The organism is Bacillus sp. SW14, from assembly GCF_047608225.1.
Taxonomy (GTDB): domain Bacteria; phylum Bacillota; class Bacilli; order Bacillales; family Bacillaceae; genus Bacillus; species Bacillus subtilis_G.
Window position 1 is genome coordinate 301711 of sequence record NZ_JBLKRW010000001.1, and the last position, 21376, is coordinate 323086.

The following is a 21376-nucleotide window of genomic DNA, read 5'->3' on the forward strand; positions in this document are numbered from 1 at the left end:
TGAGAACATCTGCAAGAGACAGGAGTTTATACATGAGTCATTTTAAAAACTATCAAATCAGTCATGACATTTTACGAGCATTAGAAGGACTGGGATATACAGAACCGACCAAGGTGCAGCAGAGCGTGATCCCCGCTGCCCTAGAACGAAAGGATCTTGTCGTCAAATCACAGACGGGAAGCGGGAAAACGGCTTCATTCGGGATTCCTCTCTGTGAACTGGCGGATTGGGACGAAAACAAGCCGCAGGCGCTTATTTTAACACCGACCCGTGAGCTTGCGGTGCAAGTTAAAGAGGATATCACAAACATCGGACGCTTTAAACGAATCAAAGCGACTGCCGTGTTTGGAAAGTCTTCTTTTGATAAACAAAAAGCTGAACTGAAGCAAAAAAGCCACATCGTTGTCGGCACGCCGGGACGTGTCTTGGATCATATCGAAAAGGGCACGCTGCCGTTAGACCGTCTGTCCTATTTGGTGATTGATGAAGCCGATGAGATGCTGAATATGGGCTTCATTGAGCAGGTGGAGGCGATTATCAAGCATCTGCCGGTTGAGCGTACGACGATGCTGTTTTCGGCGACCCTGCCGGAGGATATTGAGAAATTAAGCCGTCAATACATGCAAAACCCGGAGCATATCGAAATCAAAGCGGCGGGGCTTACCACAAGGAATATTGAACATGCCGTGATTCAAGTAAGAGAAGAGCATAAGTTTTCTTTGCTGAAAGATGTGTTAATAACGGAAAATCCGGATAGCTGCATCATTTTCTGCCGGACGAAAGAACATGTCAATCAGCTGACCGATGAATTAGATAACTTAGGGTATCCGTGCGATAAAATACACGGCGGAATGATTCAGGAAGACCGTTTCGATGTCATGGATGAATTTAAACGGGGCGAGTACCGTTACTTAGTCGCGACAGATGTCGCCGCGCGCGGGATTGATATTGAAAATATCTCTCTTGTCATCAACTATGATCTGCCGCTTGAGAAGGAAAGCTACGTCCACCGCACAGGCCGGACGGGGCGCGCAGGAAACAAAGGAAAGGCCATTTCGTTTGTCACGGCCTTCGAAAAACGGTTTTTAGCTGACATTGAAGAATATATCGGGTTTGAGATTCAACAAATAGAAGCCCCTTCTCAAGAAGAAGTGGCCAAGAAGAAACCTGATTTTCTATCCAAATTGAATGACCGTCCGGAATTCAAAAAGGACAAAAGCGAAGAGCTGAATAAAGACATTATGAAGCTGTATTTTAACGGCGGAAAGAAAAAGAAAATCAGAGCTGTTGATTTTGTAGGAACGATTGCCAAAATTGACGGTGTGTCAGCTGATGACATCGGCATTATCACGATCATGGATAACGCCTCTTACGTGGAGATTTTAAACGGAAAAGGCCCTCAAGTTCTCAAAGTGATGAAAAACACAACCGTCAAAGGGAAAAAGCTGAAGGTGAATAAAGCGAATAAATGATGAATGACCTGCTCCCGGTTAAAGGGGCAGGTCATTTTGCTGCTGGCTTATATCCGCGCTGGTCTCCTCCGGGACAAAAGCGAGGATCACAATGCCGATTACAAATAGAACAATCAGGCTGAACACCGCAGTCGAGGATCTCCCGGTAACCTGAGCGGTAACGGCAATGAGCAGCGGTCCCATAATCGAAGCGAATTTTCCGAAAATGTTGTAAAAGCCGAAGAATTCATTGGCGTGGCGCTTTGGCACGAGCTTGGCGAAATAAGAACGGCTGAGGGCTTGAATGCCGCCCTGCGAGGTGGCGACAAGCATGGCCAGTATCCAGAAATCTAGCGTTGTCTCCATAAAATAAGCGTACACACAGACAATCATATAAATGACGATTCCAACGTACAGCATTGTTTTTCCCGTAAAGCGTTCTGCCAGTTTTCCGTATACAATGGAAAACGGCGCGGCGACGACCTGGGTGACAAACAGGATGATCAGGAGGCTTGAGGGGCTGATCCCTAAATCAGACCCATAGGAAGTCGACATCGTAATAATCGTGCCGACTCCGTCGATATAAAAGAAATAAGCAAGCAAAAAGAGGAACAGCGCCCGGTACTGCCTAATCCGTTTCATCGTTTGGCCGAGCCGCTTAAAGCTGTTGATAACAATATGAGGTTCTCTTTTGATGTAATAGCGCTGATGGACATGTTTCAGCATCGGGATGGTAAACAGCCCCCACCAGGCAGCCGTTATGAAAAAGGACAGCTGGCTTGCGGCCGATACAGACAGCGGAATCGACTCTGCTTGAGCAAGCAGGATGACAGCAATGCTGATGATAAATGGAATCGTGCTTCCTATGTAGCCTAAGCCAAAACCCCGTGCAGAGATGAGGTTCATTCGGTTCTCCGGGGTGACGTCAACGAGAAAGGCATCGTAAAACACGTTGGCGCCGGAAAAACCGATAGCTGATATCGTATAAAACAGCAATAAAAGCAGCCAATGTTCACTCGGAATAAAGGCTAGCATCGCGGTGCTGGCAACACCGGCTGACACAAAGAAACCGAAAAACTTTTTTTTGCACCCTTCATAGTCGGCGATCGTGCCTAAAATCGGCCCGAGCATCGCAAGAATAAACGTTGAAATCGCAATGGTATATCCCAAATAGGCAGTCGATTGAGCAGCTCCGACACCGCCTTCCGCAGCAGCTGCTTTATAAAACAACGGAAACACCGCGGTGGTCACGACAATCGAGTATGCAGAATTTGCCCAGTCATATAAAATCCAGCTGTTTTCTTGTTTCGTAAAACGTTTCATCACAAGCCCCCTCCTCTGGTAACAATACTTTTATTGTACGAGAAATGGGGCTGAAAATAATGGAAAGCACGTCAATTTTTACAAAATGTTTATGTTTTTGCGCTTCAAATCATACTTTTGGTTTATTGATGGGGATAGGTGTATCTGGTACCATTTAACTACATTTTACGTATTTTCCAGAAGGGATTCAGCAGAGAGGAGACAGAGCATGAGGCGAATAGGCTTGTGTATAAGCCTGCTGGTCACAGTTCTTGTGATGAGCGCATGCGAAAGTGAAGATGAGGCTCAGACGTTTGCAGATCGTGATCAAGAGACGGTCAAACAAACCACAGCCAAACCGATGAGCAATAAGAATAAACAGGACTTCCAGACCCTCCCAAGCGATAAGCAGCTGGCGATTGTATTCAGTTCCATGATACGTGTAAGCGAAGCATTTGATTATGGAATCGGCAATCCTGAATACTTTGTTCGGAGCAGCATGACTGTAGAAGAAGCAGACATTGCGAAGGAGAACCTTGGAGCGATTCAACTTGAAAACAAACCGCTCAAAAAACAAAACACTGAGGCAATCGCTTTGCTTCAAAAAACCCGCAATCATGGAATGAGCCGCAACGAAATGCAGCAGCTGAAAGAAAATCGTGCTGTTTTTTTTGAGATCACAGAACGTATGATCAAACTCATCAGCCAAGTCACACCGAAAAACGCGAAGAAGACAAGACAGCAGCTTGATCAGCTGAAAAAACAATATACGCAATACAGTGCCGAAAGCGTCAAAATCATGAACAGCATTGTCAAAAAGCAGGGGGCTGACAAGGCAGCATTTGAACGACATCTGGAGGCACTGCTTCAAAAACAGCCCGGGCAGCCGGTGCTGAGTGGATTGTATTGACCTGCTTCCTGCTCTTTCCCTGATGATATTGACCTAGTACAAAAAGAATGTACAATCAAGGTGTAGTTTGTTCTTAGTTGATTGGAGGAACATGTCATGAAAATTGCGAAGGTGATCAACAATAACGTGATCAGCGTGGTCAATGAACAGGGAAAAGAATTGGTCATCATGGGCAGGGGGCTCGCGTTCCAGAAAAAGACCGGCGATGATGTCGATGAAGACCGCATTGAGAAGGTGTTCACGCTCGATAACAAGGATGTATCAGAAAAATTCAAAACCCTTTTGTATGACATACCGATCGAGTGTATGGAAGTATCCGAAGAGATTATCAGCTATGCGAAATTAAAGCTCGGCAAAAAGCTCAACGACAGCATCTATGTGTCGCTGACCGACCATATTAACTTCGCCATCCAGCGCAATCAGAAAGGGCTTGATATCAAAAACGCCTTGCTGTGGGAAACAAAGCGGCTGTACAAAGACGAGTTTGCGATCGGAAAAGAAGCGCTGCACATGGTGAAAAACAAGACTGGCGTGTCTCTGCCGGAGGATGAAGCTGGCTTTATTGCCATGCATATCGTAAATGCCGAGCTGAATGAAGAGATGCCTAATATCATCAATATTACAAAAGTCATGCAAGAGATTTTGAGTATCGTAAAATACCATTTTAAGATTGAATTCAACGAAGAATCGCTTCACTATTATCGGTTTGTCACCCATTTGAAGTTTTTCGCGCAGCGTCTTTTTAATGGCACGCACATGGAAAGCCAGGACGATTTTTTACTGGAGACAGTGATAGAAAAGTACCATCACGCGTATGAATGCACGAAAAAAATCCAAACCTACATTGAGCGGGAGTATAAACACAAGCTCACCAGTGACGAGCTGCTGTATTTAACGATTCACATCGAAAGGGTCGTCAAATGAAAGCGTTGACATTTTTATTTTCTTGTGTTGATTTTTTCTTACATTCACATATGAGGATGTTAGGATTGTTACTGCTAAGCAGGCAAAACCTAAATTGCAATGAGTGCGGATGATCTCTGTCTGTACTGATGGTAATTTAGGTTTTTATTTTTTTCAGAGGGTGATGAGGGCGTTTCATAGGATTGTTACTGGTCAGGCAGGCAAAACCTAAACTACTCGTTCCTATTGCGATAGGGGTAGTTTAGGTTTTTTGTTTTTTAGCAGAAGGGATGAGAAAATGGGGATTCAAGCAGCGGCAAGGCATTTTACAGCTGGCTGGCGGGGAAGAAAATGCGTTTTCTTCTAAATAAGGGATTCTCTTTGTTACAGGGATACGAATCACTTCATTTGCCATCGGCTATGCAAGTGCAAGCTGAGCCGGCGTACAATTTTTCAGAGCGGCCATCTCTTGTACTCGATCAACAAATCATCGACTCATCGGCCGCTTGTATCTCGATTCATTTTCGGAACCAATTCCTTCCTTTTCATAAAAGCGCAGCGTTGAAGAAGAAATACCAAACATGTTGAATTCAATACATTCATCACTTTCATTTTGTTAAAGTTGAGTCTAAGTATAATCTAAAAATGATAGTACAGGATTCTAGTATGTAAGATTCGTTATTATCATTATTTTGACCGATGTTCCCTTTATGAAAATCATGTATGATCGACAAAGAAAACGCTTTCTTAGAAAGGGGAATGTCAACATGTCATCTTGTATGAAACGAGTGTTGTTGATTCTTGTCACTGGATTGTTTATGAGTTTGTCTGCAGTCACTTCTAATGCCTCGGCTCAAACAGGTGGATCGTTTTTTGACCCTTTTAACAGCTATAACTCCGGATTATGGCAAAAAGCAAATGGTTATTCGAATGGAAATATGTTTAACTGCACTTGGCGTGCAAATAACGTATCAATGACGTCATTAGGTGAAATGCGTTTGGCGCTAACAAGTCCATCTTATAACAAGTTTGACTGCGGGGAAAACCGCTCTGTTCAAACATATGGATATGGACTTTATGAAGTCAGAATGAAACCAGCTAAAAACACAGGGATCGTTTCATCGTTCTTCACTTACACAGGTCCAACGGATGGAACTCCTTGGGATGAGATTGATATCGAATTTTTAGGAAAAGACACAACAAAGGTTCAATTTAACTATTATACAAATGGTGCAGGAAACCATGAGAAGATAGTGGATCTCGGATTTGATGCAGCCACTGCTCATCATACGTATGCGTTCGATTGGCAGCCAAACTCTATTAAATGGTATGTCGATGGGCAATTAAAACATACTGCGACAAGCCAAATTCCGAAAACACCAGGAAAGATCATGATGAACTTGTGGAATGGTACGGGTGTTGATGAATGGCTCGGTTCCTACAATGGTGTAACACCGCTATACGCTCATTACGACTGGGTGCGTTATACAAAAAAATAATGTCAAATGTAATAAGAGCCTGCTGCTTCAATAATAGCCAGGCTCTTATGATTGTAATGTGAAGTTGTTGGCATGAATCTTCTGATCTGGGCAATACTTACCGAGATTATATCAGTCCTCTTTTGATTCATAAAAATCAGTTTTTTATCGGTCTGATTAATCCAATGTTTTCAGATACGTTAGGCAAAAAAACACCTAGAAGACTAGATGCAAATGATCAAAGCTACGGATATCATATTTTAATCGTAGATGTAAAAACCGGCAAAGCAATCGATTCTTTCAGCGTTTTTAATTACTACTATGCATCGGGTGTTGAAAGTCTGCCAGTCATTTCATATATCCAATAAGGTCATTCGCTCGGGCTGTTTCTGCACAAGGAACAGCCTTATTTTAGTTTGCCAGAAGGTGTAGAATGACCGTTTTTTATTTCTTGAAAAATGTTTTCTTGATTTTCTGGTTCAGGCTGGTTAACTGTGTTTGCGGCCGGCATATTCATCAATTTCTTAAATTCACCCATCGTGAGCGGTTTCTTGTCATCTTGCAATTCATATCCTATTTGGCCGTTTGCTTCAATCGTTGCATTCTTAATGTCCTTTATGCTGGAGATTCCATGAATCCTCAATCGCATTTCAAGCTGGTCAACTGTCAGCCGCAGTTTTTTCATATTTTCTATATTGAGTTTGCCATCTTCAATCACTAATTTCGCTTTGCCGGTTAAGAACTTTTCCATCCAATTGGCCTTCACCTGGAACCATTCCATGAGTATTAAAGCCGCAGTAAAAATACCGGCTGCCACAAGGGTTTTCCATAAACTTGTCTCTATAATCGGCTGGACAATAATCGTTCCAATGGAAATCATCACCACAGTTTGTGCTAATGTCATCTGGGAGATTGACTTTCTTCCTGAAATTCTTAGCAATATGATGCCGGATATAATTAAAATGAGTGCTTCCCAAGCAAAATTCATGCAATCACCTTTTTGTTTTGATTTTTCCATAGTATGGTCTTCGATTTTTAAATTATGCAGAACAAAAGGATTTCCGCCAGCGGAAATCCTTTTCTCATTAAAACGAAATAATCCCAATCAAAAGCGCCGCAATCGTCATCACAATTGTTGTCCCCACGGCCCATTTGATGGTGAATTTTTGATGGTCGCCAAAGCTGACGCCTGCCATTCCGACCAACAGATAGGTGGAAGGCACAAGCGGGCTGAGCAGATGCACCGGCTGGCCCAGCAAGGAGGCCCTTCCGATCTCGGCGGCGTCTATTCCGTAAGCGGAAGCGGCTTCTGCGATGATCGGAAGAACACCGAAGTAAAAGGCGTCATTCGACATGAAAAAGGTGAATGGCATGCTGACGATAGCTGTGATTAACGGCAGGTGCGGGCCCATGGCCTCAGGGATGAGTGAAACGAGAGAATGGGCCATCGCATCCACCATTTTCGTGCCTGAAAGAATGCCTGTGAATATGCCTGCCGCAAACACCATCGAGACAACGTTTAACGCGTTTCCCGCATGCGCTGAGATCCGTTTCTGCTGCTCTTTGACATTTGGGTAGTTGACCATCAAGGCGATGGCGAACGCGGTCATAAAAAGAACAGGGAGCGGAAGCAGGCTGGTGATCAGCGCAGCCATGAGGGCGACAGTCAGCAGAAGATTAAACCATTGGAGAGCGGGACGCTTGAGCGGATCTGCATCCTGATCGGAGGCAGGCGCGTGTTCAATCGAAATGACGCCGAGCCGCTTCCGCTCTTTTTTTCCGAGGATATAACTGACTGCAATCACCCAGAGAATGCCGGCGATCATAGCGGGAATCAGCGGCGTGAAGACCTCCGACGTGTCCAATTTCAAGGAAGCCAAAACCCTCGCAGTCGGCCCGCCCCACGGAATAATATTCATGACTCCCGAACCGAGCATCGCAATTCCGGCCAATACCAATCGATTCATGCCGAGCCGTTTGTACAGAGGCAGCATCGCCGCAATGGTAAGCATATAGGTTGTTGTCCCATCCCCGTCCAGCGAAATGGTCATCGTCAGAACCGCTGTGCCGACGGCAATTTTTAACGGGTCTCCTTTGACAAGCGATAAGATTTTGGCAATGAGAGGATCAAACAAACCGGAGTCAATCATTATACCGAAATACAGGATGGCAAATAACAGCATAATGCCGGTCGGGGCGAGGTCTGTTACACCTTGAATCATCATCTCGCCAAGATCTTTGCCAAATCCGCTGATCAAGGCAAATGCAACAGGAACAACAATCAACGCAATAAGAGCGGAAAGCCGGTTAGACATAATCAGGTACATAAAGACAATGATCATCACAAAACCGAGTATGGCAAGCACGCTATGACCTCCCTCAGTAAATTTTAAGTAAGCGCTTCCACCTTTTCTTTCTGAACAGAAGGCTTATTTCAAATATGTATGTCCTCATACTGATAGGTAGACCTAAAATCCTATTGAACGGATTAGGCAGTTTATCTGAAGAAGGCCGCGGGTAAATGTGCTGTAGAATGTTTCGTTTTAGATATGGAATCAATAAAAGGGGGAACGGACATGAGTGATGATCAAAGCAAACGTGTAAATGAACACGCAAAGGACGAGCAGCTTGAGCAGTACAGAGCCGATAACAGCGGGAAGAAAATGACGACAAACCAAGGTGTGCGGGTGTCAGAGGATGAGCACTCGTTAAAAGCCGGGGTTCGCGGTCCGACGCTGATGGAGGATTTTCACTTCCGGGAGAAGATGACGCACTTTGACCATGAGAGGATTCCGGAGCGTGTTGTGCATGCGCGCGGATATGGCGTACATGGCTTTTTTCAGGTTTACGAGCCGATGGCCGAGTATACACGGGCCAAATTTCTTCAGGACCCTTCAGTGAAGACACCGGTATTTGTCCGGTTTTCGACGGTCGCGGGTTCTAAAGGCTCCGCAGACACGGTGCGCGACGCCAGAGGCTTTGCGACGAAATTTTATACAGAAGAAGGAAATTATGATCTTGTGGGAAATAACATCCCGGTGTTTTTCATTCAGGATGCGATCAAATTTCCGGACTTGGTTCACGCGTTTAAGCCTGAACCTCATAATGAAATGCCTCAAGCCGCAACCGCTCATGATACGTTTTGGGATTTTGTCGCCAACAATCCAGAGTCAGCGCATATGGTGATGTGGACGATGTCTGACAGAGGCATCCCTCGCAGCTACAGAATGATGGAGGGCTTCGGCGTTCACACATTCCGTTTTGTTAATGAACAAGGAAAGGCGCGTTTCGTGAAATTCCATTGGAAGCCAGTGCTCGGCGTGCATTCTCTCGTATGGGATGAAGCGCAGAAAATTGCCGGGAAAGATCCCGACTTCCACCGCCGCGACTTGTGGGAAACGATTGAAAACGGCGGCATGGTTGAATATGAGCTCGGCGTGCAAATGATTGATGAAGAAGATGAGTTCAAATTTGATTTTGATATTCTTGACCCAACCAAGCTGTGGCCGGAAGAGCTCGTGCCGGTGAAAATCATTGGGAAAATGACGCTGAACTGCAACCAGGACAATGTGTTTGCGGAAACAGAACAAGTCGCATTCCACCCGGGAAATGTCGTGCCGGGCATCGATTTTACAAATGACCCGCTTCTGCAGGGCCGGCTTTTCTCTTATACGGACACACAGCTCATCCGTCTTGGCGGCCCGAACTTCCATGAGATTCCGATTAACCGCCCGGTATGTCCGTTCCATAACAACCAGTACGACGGCTATCACCGGATGACGATCAATAAGGGGCCGGTCGCTTATCATAAAAACTCTCTGCAAAACAATGACCCGTCGCCTGCGACAGCCGAAGAAGGCGGCTACGTCCACTATCAGGAAAAAGTCGAGGGCAAAAAAATCCGCCAGCGGAGCGACAGCTTCAACGATTATTACGCACAGGCGAAGCTGTTCTGGAACAGCATGTCTCCTGTCGAGAAACAGCACATCATCTCCGCCTTCTGCTTCGAGGTCGGGAAGGTCAAGAGCAAGGATGTACAGCGGCAGGTCGTTGATGTCTTCAGCAATGTGGATGAAGGCTTAGCGGAAGAAATCGCCAAAGGAGTAGGTGTGGCGCCGCCGGCGAAACGTAATGCGTCTAAAGAAATCTTGACCTCGCCTGCGTTAAGCCAAGCCCGCACAGTGAAAACAGCGTCATCAAGAAAAGTGGCTGTTCTCGCTGGAAACGGATTTCATGAAAAAGAGCTGCAAACCGTGCTGGATGCCTTAAAGCAAGAAGGAATCACAGCGGATATCATCAGCCAAACGCTGGGGTACATCACGAGCGGCAACGGACGGCAGCTTGAGGCAGGCGGCACGTTCCTGACGACTGACTCTGTTCTGTATGATGCCGTCTATGCCGCGGGAGGACCAGAGTTAAAAGACGACAAACAAGCGATGGCGTTTATCAGAGAAGCCTACAATCACTATAAGTCGATCGGTGCGGCAAATGAAGGAATTGATCTTCTTCTATCAGCTGTCGGGACAACAGAGGGGCCGGGACTTGTGACTGCTAAAGATGATGCTGATTACAACGCCTTCAGCAAGACGTTTATCGAGGCGGTCGCCGCTCACCGCCATTGGGATAGACGAATTTGATCTGCTCCTGTATCTTAAAAGAAGATACTTTTCATAAGGAGCATGACAGATGAACGAAAAACAGCTCGCCGAAGCTTACGAACGCGATGAAAATATGATGATTTTGGTGTTTGCCCAATGGTGCGTCAACCATGACCTTGATCCGCTGGAGCTGTACGCCAAGGCGTATCCGCAGCAAAAGCTCAATGAAAGCTTGAAAAAAACCATGGACGAACTGGCCGTGCCGAAACACGAATCCGAGCACATTCCGGACCAGACCGTCATTGCGGTGTTAGAGATGTTTGGAAATATAGATTTGGCACAAGCGGTTCATGAAGCGATTGCTGAGAGGGCAAAATAAATAAGGACGTAACTTCATATATTTACGTAAAAGCAAAGTCTTTCAAAAGATTTTGCTTTTTTTTATGGTAAATCGTAATCGTTCCTTTCCAAAAGAGATAAATTATATTATGATATGAAAATACAAATCGTAATAATTACTAAGAAGAGGTGGAGAAATGAGGAAGAGATGGCAGATGTGCTGCCTTCTGGCAGTTTTTTTATTCGCTTCCGGATGTTCTATGACAGAGGGCAGCAGCGATAATAAAGAAAATGAGAAGTCGATAAATTTGTTGTTTAATTTTCCTGCAAACACACTTGATCCGCATATAGATACAAACTATACGGCGGTCAGGGCCGGTGTGGCAGAAACATTGGTCAAAATTGATGATGAGGATTTAAAAATAAAGCCATGGCTCGCCGAGAAATGGGAAAGCAAGGATGGAAAGACATGGACATTTACGTTAAAGGAAAATCTAACGTTTCAAAATGGGAAAAAAGCGGATGCTGAAGCTGTGAAAAAATCGTTAGAACGAGCTATTGGCGAAAATGAAGCGATTCAAAACGCACTTCACATTGAGTCCATGAAAGCGAATAACCGTCAGCTCGTGATTAAAACGGATAAGGTGCGGCCTGAATTTCCATCCGAACTGGTTCATCCGAATACCGCTATTATCGATGTGGCCGATAAAAATGAAGCGAAAGCTCCAGTGGGAACCGGTCCATTTAAGGTGGAATCATTTACAAGCGGATCTTCTCTCTCTCTCATAAAATTTGAAGATTATTGGGACGGCGCTGCAAAATTGGACAAGGCTGTTTTCTCGTTCAATGAGGACGCAAATGCCCGGCTTTTGGCTATAAAGAGTGGCGACGTGGATATTGCTTATCGTCCTCCGATTGAGAGTTTATCAGAACTAGAGGCACAGGGGAATATCCAGATTGATTCAATCGCAGGGCTTCGTACGCACCAATTAACTTTTAATCTGGCGAACCCGCTAATTCAAGACATCCAAGTCAGAAAGGCCATAAACGCTTTAATTGATAAAGACGAAATCGCAACATCCATTTTGGAAAACCATGGTGAGGTAGCAAGAGGCCCATTTTTAAAGAGTTTTCCGTTTTCACCTGACTACGAAACGGAAAAAAGCGGTATTGAAGCTGCCAAGAAATATTTGAAGGAAGCAGGATATCAAAAAGAGAATGGCATCTTGCAAAAAGATGGAAAAACGCTTTCCTTTACACTGTTGACTTATCAATCGAGACCGGAGCTGCCGCTGATTGCCCAGCTGATTCAGTCCAATGCGAAAAAGCTAGGCATTACAATCGACATTCAGCAAGTGGAAAACGTAGATGAGTATATGGCAGAACACCATGACTGGGGTCTCGCCACATATAGCAGCCTTACCGCACCAAGGGGCGATGCAGGCTATTTTCTGAATGCGGCCTACCATGAAAAAGGGGCATTGAACTACGGACAAGTAAATGACGCTAAGCTGAACGGCATATTGGACGAGTTAAACCAAACTGTTGATATACCTCGACGCGAGAGTCTTGCAAAAGAAGCAGCGGAAATCATCGATGAAAAGGTGCTTAATTCCTTTATGGTTCATCCGAATATTATCGTTGCCTATAATAAAGAACGTGTAAAAAATTGGAAAACAACCAGAAGCGAGTATTATATGCTGACGAATGAGTTGGAAGTGAAATAACAATGAGGCGTTTTTTGAAGAGAACAGCCGAGATATTGATCTTTTTATTGCTATTTTCATTTGTCAGCTTCGTTTTGGTGAAAATGGCGCCCGGAGATCCTGTGAAATCGATTTTGCGCGTCGATGATGTGTCCGCAACAACCGATCAGGTCGAAGAACTCCGTCAGGAACTGGGCTTTGACCAGCCGATCTATGTTCAATATTGGAGATGGCTGTGCCAGTTTTTCCGGATGGATTTTGGAGAGTCTTATTTAACAAATGAACCTGTCATTCAGCTATTGCTTTCTAAGCTCCCTGCTACGATTGAATTAATGGCGGGGTCACTCGCGGTAATGCTGATGATTGCCGTCCCATTAGGCTCTTTGGCTGCTGTCTACAGGTCTTCTTGGATCGATAAGGTCAGCCGTTTCGCTGCGCTTGCAGGTTCTTCTGTGCCGAGCTTTTGGCTGGGGTTGCTGTTAATCGATTTATTCGCAGTCAGAATGAACTGGTTTCCGACAATGGGCAGGGAGGGACTCAGTTCGCTGGTTCTGCCTGCTCTTACATTAGGCATCGCGATGTCTGCAATGTATATCCGGTTGATCAGGTCTAGTTTATTGGAATCCCTTGGACAGGATTTTATTCGGGCGGCAAGGGCCAGAGGTTTATCTGAGATCAGGATCTTTTTCATGCATGCGTTTCGCCATTGTTTAACACCTGTTATAACGGTCTTTGGCGTCAGTATCGGCAGTTTAATTGGCGGAATTGTGGTTATTGAAGTTCTGTTTTCTTATCCCGGAATCGGCAAGCTGGTAGTCGATTCAATCAGCAGAAGGGACTATCCCGTGATACAGGGTTATGTTTTATTCATGGCTGCCGGGGTGCTCTTGATTAATACTTGCGTTGATCTGTCCTATCGCTTTTTAGATCCCTCTATTCGTTTGAAAGGAGTGAAGCAGAAATGACGGCTGCATCTAAGTGTATAAAACCTTTTGTTGTTATTTCTGTTGTTTTGGCGGCAGCTGTGATCCTTTACGGTGTGCTTCTTCGTCATGATCCGGTACAGGCGGATATGTCGAAACGGCTGCTGGACCCAAGCCTGATTCATCCTCTCGGAACAGATCATCTGGGGAGGGATTTGCTGACGCGGATTTTAGTCGGGGCAAAAATGACCATCGGGTACAGCTTGCTTGCCGTTTTCATCGCAGTGTTAATTGGTGTGTCTATAGGTGTGTTCTCAGGCTATGCAGGCGGAGTAATCGATCGGTTGTTTATGAGAATAGCAGATGCGTTCCTGTCTTTTCCTGATACGATTGCGGCCATTATTTTAACCGGTTTGTTGGGGCCTAGTATGATGAATCTGATTATAGCTGTAATCTTTGTGAAATGGGTCGGTTATGCCCGTCTAGTCAGAAGCACAGTTTTCACAGAGAAACAGAAAGATTATATCTTACAAGCCCAAATTAACGGGTTGAGTACGAGCCGCATCATGAAAAAGCATCTGTTCCCCCATGTAATTGGACATGTGTTCATTTTGGCAACCATAGACGCCGGCAAAATTATTTTGCTGATCTCGGCCATGTCATATATCGGACTCGGTGCGCAGCCTCCTGAACCCGAGTGGGGCACCATGCTGAATGAGGCACGCCCTTACTTTTCCAGCAGGCCTTCACTCATGGTGATTCCGGGAGTCACCATAGCGCTGACGGTCATGGTCATTCATTTGTTTGGTGATTATCTAAGAGACAGATTTGATGTAAGGAGAGAGGCGTAGCCATGTCATTGCTTGAGATCAAACATGTAACAGTCCAAAAGGGAGAATATTGCCTTCTTCAGGATGTCTCTCTATCTATTGAAAGCGGAGAATGGCTTGGTCTAATCGGAGAGAGCGGGAGTGGAAAAAGCCTGACAGCAGCAGCGATAGGGAAGCTTTTGCCGCCGGAGATGCAAATGAAGGGCAGTATCTTGATTGAGAACCTCAAGATCAGCAGCCTGAAACAAAAGGACATGCAGAAAGCAAGAGGAAGTCTTTTTTCATATGTATTTCAAGATTATTATAGTTCGTTTACGCCTTTTTTCACGATAGGAAGGCACTTTGCAGAATATATGAAAACACATCGGGATCTAAGCAAACGAGCCTGTAAAGCGCTTGCTCTGGAAGCATTGCATGAGGCGGGTTTGCCGGCTGAGCGTGTATACAGAAGCTATCCTGTTCAGCTAAGCGGCGGGCAGCTTCAGCGCGCTTCCATTGCAATGGCTATGCTGCTTAAACCGAAACTGTTCATCGCGGATGAGCCGACGACAGCGCTCGACAGCATTACATCCCATCATATATTAGACCTCATCTGCAAAATGAAAAAGGAGACAAACTGCGCGGTCCTTTTCATCACTCATGATCTGCGCCATATCGGTCGCCATGCCGATCGGATTGCAGTTATGAAAGAAGGCCGGATTATTGAAACAGGCGAAAAATCCAAAGTGTTGGCACAGCCCGTACATCCTTATACAAAGCACTTAATTTCATCTGTTCCGGTTATTGAGGGCTTAGGAACATCAATGGCCAAAGCAGGAGGAAACGCATGAATACGTTAGATGTTCAACAATTGTTTAAAAGCTATTCGGGCGACCCAGTCTTAAAGGATATTCATTTTCACATCAAAAAGGGAGAATGCCTGGGTCTTGTAGGTGCAAGCGGGTGCGGCAAAAGCACACTGGCGAGATGCCTGCTTGGGATCGAAACGATCGAGCAGGGAGAGATTTTCTTAAACCAGAAGCCGTTCAGCCAAGCAAAAGGAAAACAGCTTCGGGCCATGCGAAAAGAGATTCAAGCCGTCTTGCAGCATCCTTCTGCGGCGTTAAACCCGAAGCTCAAAATTAAAGATTCCCTTGTTGATCCGATTCAGCAGTATTTAGATTCAATTGATTTAACATACTTTTCTTATGTCTCAGAAAAAGACTTTGTGAATCAGCTACTGGATCTTACCGGTCTTCCGCGGCGGATCGGAGAATGTTATCCGCATGAGCTAAGCGGCGGCCAAAAACAGCGGGTTACCATTGCCCGGGCTATCAGCATAGAGCCTTCATTAATCGTATGTGATGAGCCGACCGCAAGCTTAGACGTTTCTTCTCAAGCGTCCCTGTTAACGCTGCTTTCAGAACTGCGCGAGGAATTAGGCTTGTCTTATCTGTTTATATCCCATGATTTAGCGGCCGTTTATCAGATCAGTCAGCGGATAATGGTAATGAACGACGGTGAAATCATTGACCGTTTTTCAGCCAAAGATTTGCTTGCGGAAGGCCGCCATGAACATACAAAACAATTTCTTCAAGTCTTTATGTAAGCAGGTGACATGATTGAACCATAAAGCTTATCTTTCACTAGCTATTCCGCTCATTTTTTCAGCCATTACGACACCGCTTTTAGGAGTTGCAGATACGGCGGTTGTGGGGCATCTGTCAGATGCCTCCTACTTAGGGGGTGTAGCTGTTGGGACGCTGATTTTTAATACCATGTACTGGTTATTTGGATTTCTGCGTGTCAGCACTTCCGGTTTTGCCGCGCAATCGCTCGGAGCGGACAGCTTACAAAAGAGCCTGCTGGTCTTATTGCGGCCGCTCCTGCTTGCGGGTATTGTAGGATTTTTGCTGATTGTTTTTCAACAGCCGCTGCTTCAATCGGCTTTGTATATAATAGGGGCTGATCCCAAGGTAAACGAACTTGGCGCACAGTATTTTTTGATTAGAGTTTGGGGGGCGCCTTTCGTCCTGATGAGCTACGCGCTTTTAGGATGGCTGATGGGAATGTCCCGCATTAAAGCTGTGATATGGATACAGTTTTCTGCCAATATCCTGAATATTTTGCTCGACCTATTATTTGTCCAAGGATTTGACTTTCATGTCAGTGGTGTTGCAGCTGCCTCGTTAACCGCGGAAATATACGCTGTTTTAGCAGGATTGTGGGTTGTAAAACGGCATTTTCATATCAGTATTTTGAAAGCTGTTAAAGAAAAAATGGATCAGATTTTTGATGCAAAGAGTATGAAAAAAATGCTCCTAGTCAACCGGGATTTGTTTTTACGAACGATTTGTCTTCTTGTTGTATTCAATGTATTTACGGCCAAAGGTGCTTCTTATGGAACTGAAACACTGGCCGCGAATGCCGTCCTTCTTCAAGTACATTACCTCATTGCATACTTTTATGATGGATTTGCGAATGCATCGAGCATCGTAACGGGGAAATCGATTGGTCAAAAGAATAAACAGCTGTTTCAATCGGTAATCAAACTTACCTATCAATGGGCAATCATTGCTTCAGCTGCATCAGCAGTTGTCATTTTTGCGGGGAAAATGTACTTATACCCGCTCTTCACCAAGATTGAAGAGGTTCTGGGAACAATACACATGTATCACGAGTGGCTCATTTTGTATTCGCTTTGTGCAGGCTTCGGCGTCATTTTTTATGGAGTTTTTACTGGTGCAACGGAAACCGGATATGTCCGTCAATCTATGGTGTACGCTGCCGCCGCCTTTATGGCTGCATATTTTGCGCTGACAGGCGTATTTCAAAATCATGGACTGTGGTGTTCCTTTATCATCTTCAGTTTAGCGCGCTCTGTATTTTTAATGATGTATCTTCCCCGCCTCACCAAAAAACTCGGGTTTGCATCTGAAGATCAGCCGCCCTCATTTGACAGCAAAACAAAAAGCCCAAAACCGCTATAAATGGTTTTGGGCTTTCGTCATTACCACACAAACAGGCCGACAATCGCAGCACTTAGTAAAGATACCGCAATTCCGCTGACGAGCAATTTCCACACGTTTTTTCCGATGACCGTTGACTTTTCTCCGTCAAGGATCGAGTTGTACGTGCCGTAGATCATGCCGACGGTACTGAAGTTGGCAAATGACGTCAGGAAGGTCGTCGCCACCGCAACGGTGTGAGGCGGAAGTGATGTGAGATTTTCTTTCAAGTCAAGCATCGCAACAAACTCGTTCGTTGCCAATTTCATTCCCATCAGCTGAGCGACATACATCGCATCGTGTACCGGCAGCCCAAGCAGGAATGCGAACGGACTGAAGAGATAAGCGAAGATTGTCTGGATGGTCAGGCCGTGGACGAAAACGCCAAGAATGCCATTGACTGCTGACGTTAACGCGACATATCCGATCACCATTGCTAAAATAACGATAACCATGTTCATGCCGACAAGCATACTGTTAGAAATTGTAGAGAAAAAGTCTTTCTTCTCTTCTTTAGGTGGCGTATAGATGATATCTTCATCCTCCGGCACGTGAACAGGATTCAGCAGGTTTGCGATTATCAGTGCGTTTAAGCAGTTCAACGGAATCGCTGTAAACACGTATGTCGCCGGCACCATTGACAGATAAGATCCAATAATGGAGCCGCTGATGCTGCTCATGCTCATCAAGCCGAACGTGAGCAGGCGGTTGTTGTTTAATACCGTAAGCTGCTGGCGGATGACCGCAAGTGCTTCAGTATTTCCCAGGAACATCATTTGAATAGAGAAAAAGCTCTCTAATTTCGGCAAGCGGGAAGCCTTTGAAATCAACCAGCCGATTTTATCAATCATCCAAGGCAAAATTCCAAAATAGGTTAAAATATCAAAGAATGTGACGATAAAGATAATTGGAAGAAGCGCACTAAAGAAAAAATCTACTGTTTCATTCGCCATCACTGACGGGAAGGCAAACGCGATACCATCACTGGCGCAAGCAATCAGCCAAGTGAAGAAATCACCAATTTTACCGATGGTCCAGCTCCCGATTTTTGTTCCCAGCATAAACCAAGTAATCAGCAATTCCAGAACAATTAACGTAATGATCGGGCGCCACTTGATTTTCTTTTTCTGCGGAGAACATAGGAATACAACTGCCATAATCACAATGAGACCGACAAGGTTTAATAAAAAGTACATGATAGCAACTCCTATGAGGTTTATTTTGGAAACAAAAAAAGCTCTTATTCTTCACAAATTCTGGAAATGCAGAAAGTGTGAAAAATAAGAGCAAACAGAAAAGAACATGTCCTTTTCAACTCGTTCAAATTTATTCAAACTTTCTTGTAGTCTAGTTTTTTACGGTTACTAGGTAGAAACAATCAGACCATATTACTGATCATATACAAGAATGTCTAATTTCTAGGTTGATAGCAGTATTTTATCCTTTCACTTTTTGAAAATCAACCTTTTTAACTATTTTCACAATAATAAAATTTATATTTTGAATTTGAGGAAATAAAGGCTTAACACGCTGGATTGCTATGTTGAAATGATGTTTAGGAAATCAGGAGGGGAAAAATGAAGCATATCATTATTACGGGCGCGTCAAAAGGAATTGGCGAAGCATTAGGCAAAAAGCTCATCCATTCTAACCATCGGCTGTACTGTATGTCAAGACGGGCGAATCAAAGCCTGATTAACCAAGATCCCCAATTGCGATATTACTCCTTCGACCTCAGAGAGAACCACAAGATTGAAGCGCTTTTTCAGGACTTATTTGCAGACATCAATCATGATCCGCATCCGGAAGGCATTTATTTGATCAATAATGCCGGCGTGCTATCGCCTGTGGGGCCGATTGAACACAATAAAGCGGAAGACATGGTCCAACATATGCAAGTGAATTTAATGGCTCCGATGGTCATGACCTCCCAATTTGTGAAGCACACAAAGCTCATCGATACGGATAAGCGAATCATGAATATCTCGTCAGCCTCAGCCAAATATGTATTGCCCTCACAAAGCTGCTACAGCACGTCAAAAGCTGGTTTGGATTCATTTACGAAAAGCATCAAATTGGAACAGGAGAATCAGCAGAATCCAGTGAAAATCGCAGCGGTTTATCCCGGAGTGATTGATACACAGCTGCAAACCGAAATCCGCTCGGTCCGCAAAGAAGATTTTCCTTATGTTGATGAATTCATTCAGTTAAAGAAAACAGGGAAATTACAGTCTCCTGAAGAAACGGCAGACGCGTTAATTCAATTTCTGACTCATGATGAATTTGGAGAACAAGCAATCGTTGAACATCTATTTCCCATTTATGAATAATGGTTGTATACAGGGGAGGGAAACTCCATGAAGCAAAATAGAGAAACGGTTGATGTCGATATCCTATTAGGCAGAGGAAAGCTCCGAAAAAAGAGCTTTCCTTTTTAATCGGAATAGTTGGCCTCCGCTCCCCGTACATATGGAAAGGGGAAGAAAACAACCGAGATGGTTGTAAACGCTTTCGTTCGTAAGGATGATGGAGAAAACGAAAGGGGCATGAATATGGGGAAAGTGCTGGCATCAAGTAAGGAAGCTGCGGCATTGATTCGTGATAGAGATACGCTGATCGCAGGAGGATTCGGGCTGTGCGGCATTCCGGAACAGCTCATTTTGGCGATAAGAGATCAGGGAGTCAAGGATTTAACCGTTGTCAGCAACAATTGCGGAGTTGATGACTGGGGTCTTGGTTTGCTTTTGGCTAACAGGCAAATCAAGAAAATGATCTCATCCTATGTCGGTGAAAATAAAATTTTTGAGCGGCAGTTTTTAAGCGGAGAGCTTGAGGTCGAGCTTGTTCCTCAAGGAACACTGGCTGAGAGGATTCGTGCAGGCGGCGCGGGCATACCGGGATTTTATACGGCGACTGGCGTTGGCACTTCAATAGCAGAGGGTAAAGAACATAAAACGTTCGGCGGCCGGACGTATGTGCTGGAGCGAGGCATTACCGGCGACGTAGCGATTGTTAAAGCGTGGAAAGCGGACACCATGGGAAATTTGGTTTTTCGGAAAACGGCGAGAAATTTCAATCCTGTTGCCGCTATGGCAGGCAAGATCACGATTGCCGAGGCGGAAAACATCGTGGAAGCGGGAGAGCTCGATCCAGATCACATCCATACGCCGGGCATATACGTACAGCATGTGGTGCTTGGCGCGAGCCATGAAAAACGGATTGAAAAGCGGACAGTCCGACAAGCGGCGGGAAAGGGTGAGGCGAAATGAAGGAAGCGAGACAACGATTGGTCAAACGGGCTGTACAAGAAATCAAGGATGGCATGAACGTCAACCTTGGGATTGGAATGCCAACGCTTGTCGCAAATGAGATACCCGATGGCGTTCACGTCATGCTTCAGTCAGAAAACGGCTTGCTCGGGATCGGCCCGTATCCTGCGGAAGGAACGGAAGACGCGGATTTGATCAATGCGGGAAAGGAAACGATCACTGAAGTGACGGGCGCTTCCTATTTTGACAGTGCCGAGTCATTCGCGATGATAAGAGGCGGTCATATCGATTTGGCAATCCTTGGCGGGATGGAGGTTTCAGAGCAAGGCGATTTGGCCAATTGGATGATCCCCGGCAAAATGGTCAAAGGGATGGGAGGCGCCATGGATCTCGTCAACGGCGCGAAACGGATCGTTGTCATCATGGAGCATGTCAATAAACATGGCGAGCCAAAGGTGAAAAAGACATGCTCTCTTCCGCTCACGGGGCAGAAAGTTGTTCACAGGCTGATTACAGATTTGGCTGTGTTTGATTTTGATAACGGCCGCATGACACTGACTGAACTTCAGGAAGGTGTCACAATGGAAGAGGTTTATGAAAAAACAGAAGCCGATTTCGCTGTCAGCCAGTCTGTGCTCAAATCAAAAGCTTGATATGAAAAAACACACTTGCTCCGCCAG

At 45.1% G+C, this 21376-nt stretch carries 19 protein-coding genes, 1 pseudogene and 1 riboswitch; of the genes and pseudogenes, 16 read left to right on the top strand and 4 right to left on the bottom strand.

Translation table 11 applies throughout. The features are described from left to right. Window positions 1–32 precede the first annotated feature (32 nt). Window positions 33–1472: an ATP-dependent RNA helicase DbpA gene (dbpA, locus tag ACMX2I_RS01600; protein ID WP_414955967.1), complete on the top strand. Its 1440-nt coding sequence runs from the start codon at window positions 33–35 to the stop codon at window positions 1470–1472. An 18-nt stretch (window positions 1473–1490) separates the two neighbouring features. Here the strand turns inward: dbpA and ACMX2I_RS01605 are convergent, their stop codons facing one another. Further along, window positions 1491–2777: an MFS transporter gene (locus tag ACMX2I_RS01605; RefSeq protein ID WP_414955968.1), complete on the bottom strand. Its 1287-nt coding sequence runs from the start codon at window positions 2775–2777 to the stop codon at window positions 1491–1493. Window positions 2778–2982: 205 nt separating this feature from the next. On the opposite strand from ACMX2I_RS01605, the gene ACMX2I_RS01610 reads away from it, so the two are divergent. The 4 genes and pseudogenes from ACMX2I_RS01610 to ACMX2I_RS01625 all read left to right on the top strand — a co-directional run. Continuing rightward, entirely contained in the window at window positions 2983–3663 is a 681-nt protein-coding gene (locus ACMX2I_RS01610) for a hypothetical protein (protein WP_414955969.1), read from the top strand. A gap of 96 nt (window positions 3664–3759) precedes the next feature. Further along, entirely contained in the window at window positions 3760–4587 is an 828-nt protein-coding gene (gene licT, locus ACMX2I_RS01615) for a transcriptional antiterminator LicT (protein WP_148963314.1), read from the top strand. A 746-nt stretch (window positions 4588–5333) separates the two neighbouring features. Next, window positions 5334–6065, top strand: coding sequence for a beta-glucanase (gene bglS, locus ACMX2I_RS01620; protein WP_414955970.1), 732 nt, complete (start codon window positions 5334–5336; stop codon window positions 6063–6065). Between the two features lie 167 nt (window positions 6066–6232). After that, window positions 6233–6412 (top strand): annotated as a pseudogene (locus ACMX2I_RS01625) (hypothetical protein); the annotation flags it as partial. Between the two features lie 38 nt (window positions 6413–6450). Here the strand turns inward: ACMX2I_RS01625 and ACMX2I_RS01630 are convergent. Then, complete coding sequence (locus ACMX2I_RS01630) at window positions 6451–7032, bottom strand: DUF421 domain-containing protein (protein ID WP_103749200.1); 582 nt, start codon at window positions 7030–7032, stop codon at window positions 6451–6453. Between the two features lie 97 nt (window positions 7033–7129). Beyond that, on the bottom strand, window positions 7130–8410 hold the full coding sequence (gene citH, locus ACMX2I_RS01635) for a citrate transporter CitH (protein WP_414955971.1): 1281 nt from the start codon (window positions 8408–8410) through the stop codon (window positions 7130–7132). Between the two features lie 210 nt (window positions 8411–8620). On the opposite strand from citH, the gene ACMX2I_RS01640 reads away from it, so the two are divergent. From ACMX2I_RS01640 to ACMX2I_RS01675, 8 genes are all read left to right on the top strand, one after another. Next, entirely contained in the window at window positions 8621–10681 is a 2061-nt protein-coding gene (locus ACMX2I_RS01640; protein ID WP_414955972.1) for a catalase, read from the top strand. A gap of 49 nt (window positions 10682–10730) precedes the next feature. After that, a complete protein-coding gene (locus ACMX2I_RS01645; RefSeq protein WP_414955973.1) occupies window positions 10731–11021 on the top strand; it encodes a hypothetical protein in 291 nt (96 codons plus the stop codon). A gap of 157 nt (window positions 11022–11178) precedes the next feature. Next, complete coding sequence (gene nikA, locus ACMX2I_RS01650; protein ID WP_414955974.1) at window positions 11179–12708, top strand: nickel ABC transporter substrate-binding protein; 1530 nt, start codon at window positions 11179–11181, stop codon at window positions 12706–12708. A 2-nt stretch (window positions 12709–12710) separates the two neighbouring features. Continuing rightward, window positions 12711–13652: a nickel ABC transporter permease gene (gene nikB / locus ACMX2I_RS01655; RefSeq protein ID WP_414955975.1), complete on the top strand. Its 942-nt coding sequence runs from the start codon at window positions 12711–12713 to the stop codon at window positions 13650–13652. After that, complete coding sequence (gene nikC, locus ACMX2I_RS01660; protein WP_414955976.1) at window positions 13649–14461, top strand: nickel transporter permease; 813 nt, start codon at window positions 13649–13651, stop codon at window positions 14459–14461. The genes nikB and nikC overlap by 4 nt, the downstream gene beginning before the upstream one ends. Window positions 14462–14463: 2 nt before the next feature. Continuing rightward, complete coding sequence (locus ACMX2I_RS01665) at window positions 14464–15270, top strand: ABC transporter ATP-binding protein (RefSeq protein ID WP_414955977.1); 807 nt, start codon at window positions 14464–14466, stop codon at window positions 15268–15270. Next, window positions 15267–16028, top strand: a complete 762-nt coding sequence (locus ACMX2I_RS01670; protein ID WP_414955978.1) for an ABC transporter ATP-binding protein — start codon at window positions 15267–15269, stop codon at window positions 16026–16028. The genes ACMX2I_RS01665 and ACMX2I_RS01670 overlap by 4 nt, the downstream gene beginning before the upstream one ends. 13 nt (window positions 16029–16041) lie before the next feature. Then, window positions 16042–17409: an MATE family efflux transporter gene (locus ACMX2I_RS01675; RefSeq protein ID WP_414955979.1), complete on the top strand. Its 1368-nt coding sequence runs from the start codon at window positions 16042–16044 to the stop codon at window positions 17407–17409. A gap of 20 nt (window positions 17410–17429) precedes the next feature. Here ACMX2I_RS01675 and ACMX2I_RS01680 read toward each other — a convergent pair whose 3' ends face one another. After that, the gene (locus tag ACMX2I_RS01680) at window positions 17430–18623 is read right to left on the bottom strand and encodes a NupC/NupG family nucleoside CNT transporter (protein ID WP_202327847.1); all 1194 of its coding nucleotides are present in this window, start codon (window positions 18621–18623) and stop codon (window positions 17430–17432) included. A gap of 127 nt (window positions 18624–18750) precedes the next feature. Continuing rightward, window positions 18751–18852: riboswitch (purine riboswitch) on the bottom strand. A gap of 152 nt (window positions 18853–19004) precedes the next feature. Here ACMX2I_RS01680 and ACMX2I_RS01685 point away from each other — a divergent pair. The 3 genes from ACMX2I_RS01685 to ACMX2I_RS01695 all read left to right on the top strand — a co-directional run bounded on the left by ACMX2I_RS01685 (window position 19005) and on the right by ACMX2I_RS01695 (window position 21349). After that, entirely contained in the window at window positions 19005–19757 is a 753-nt protein-coding gene (locus tag ACMX2I_RS01685) for a (S)-benzoin forming benzil reductase (protein WP_414955980.1), read from the top strand. A gap of 222 nt (window positions 19758–19979) precedes the next feature. Next, complete coding sequence (locus tag ACMX2I_RS01690) at window positions 19980–20696, top strand: CoA transferase subunit A (protein WP_414955981.1); 717 nt, start codon at window positions 19980–19982, stop codon at window positions 20694–20696. Then, window positions 20693–21349: a CoA transferase subunit B gene (locus tag ACMX2I_RS01695; protein WP_414955982.1), complete on the top strand. Its 657-nt coding sequence runs from the start codon at window positions 20693–20695 to the stop codon at window positions 21347–21349. Before ACMX2I_RS01690 ends, ACMX2I_RS01695 begins: the two co-directional genes overlap by 4 nt. The last annotated feature ends 27 nt before the right edge of the window (window positions 21350–21376 follow it).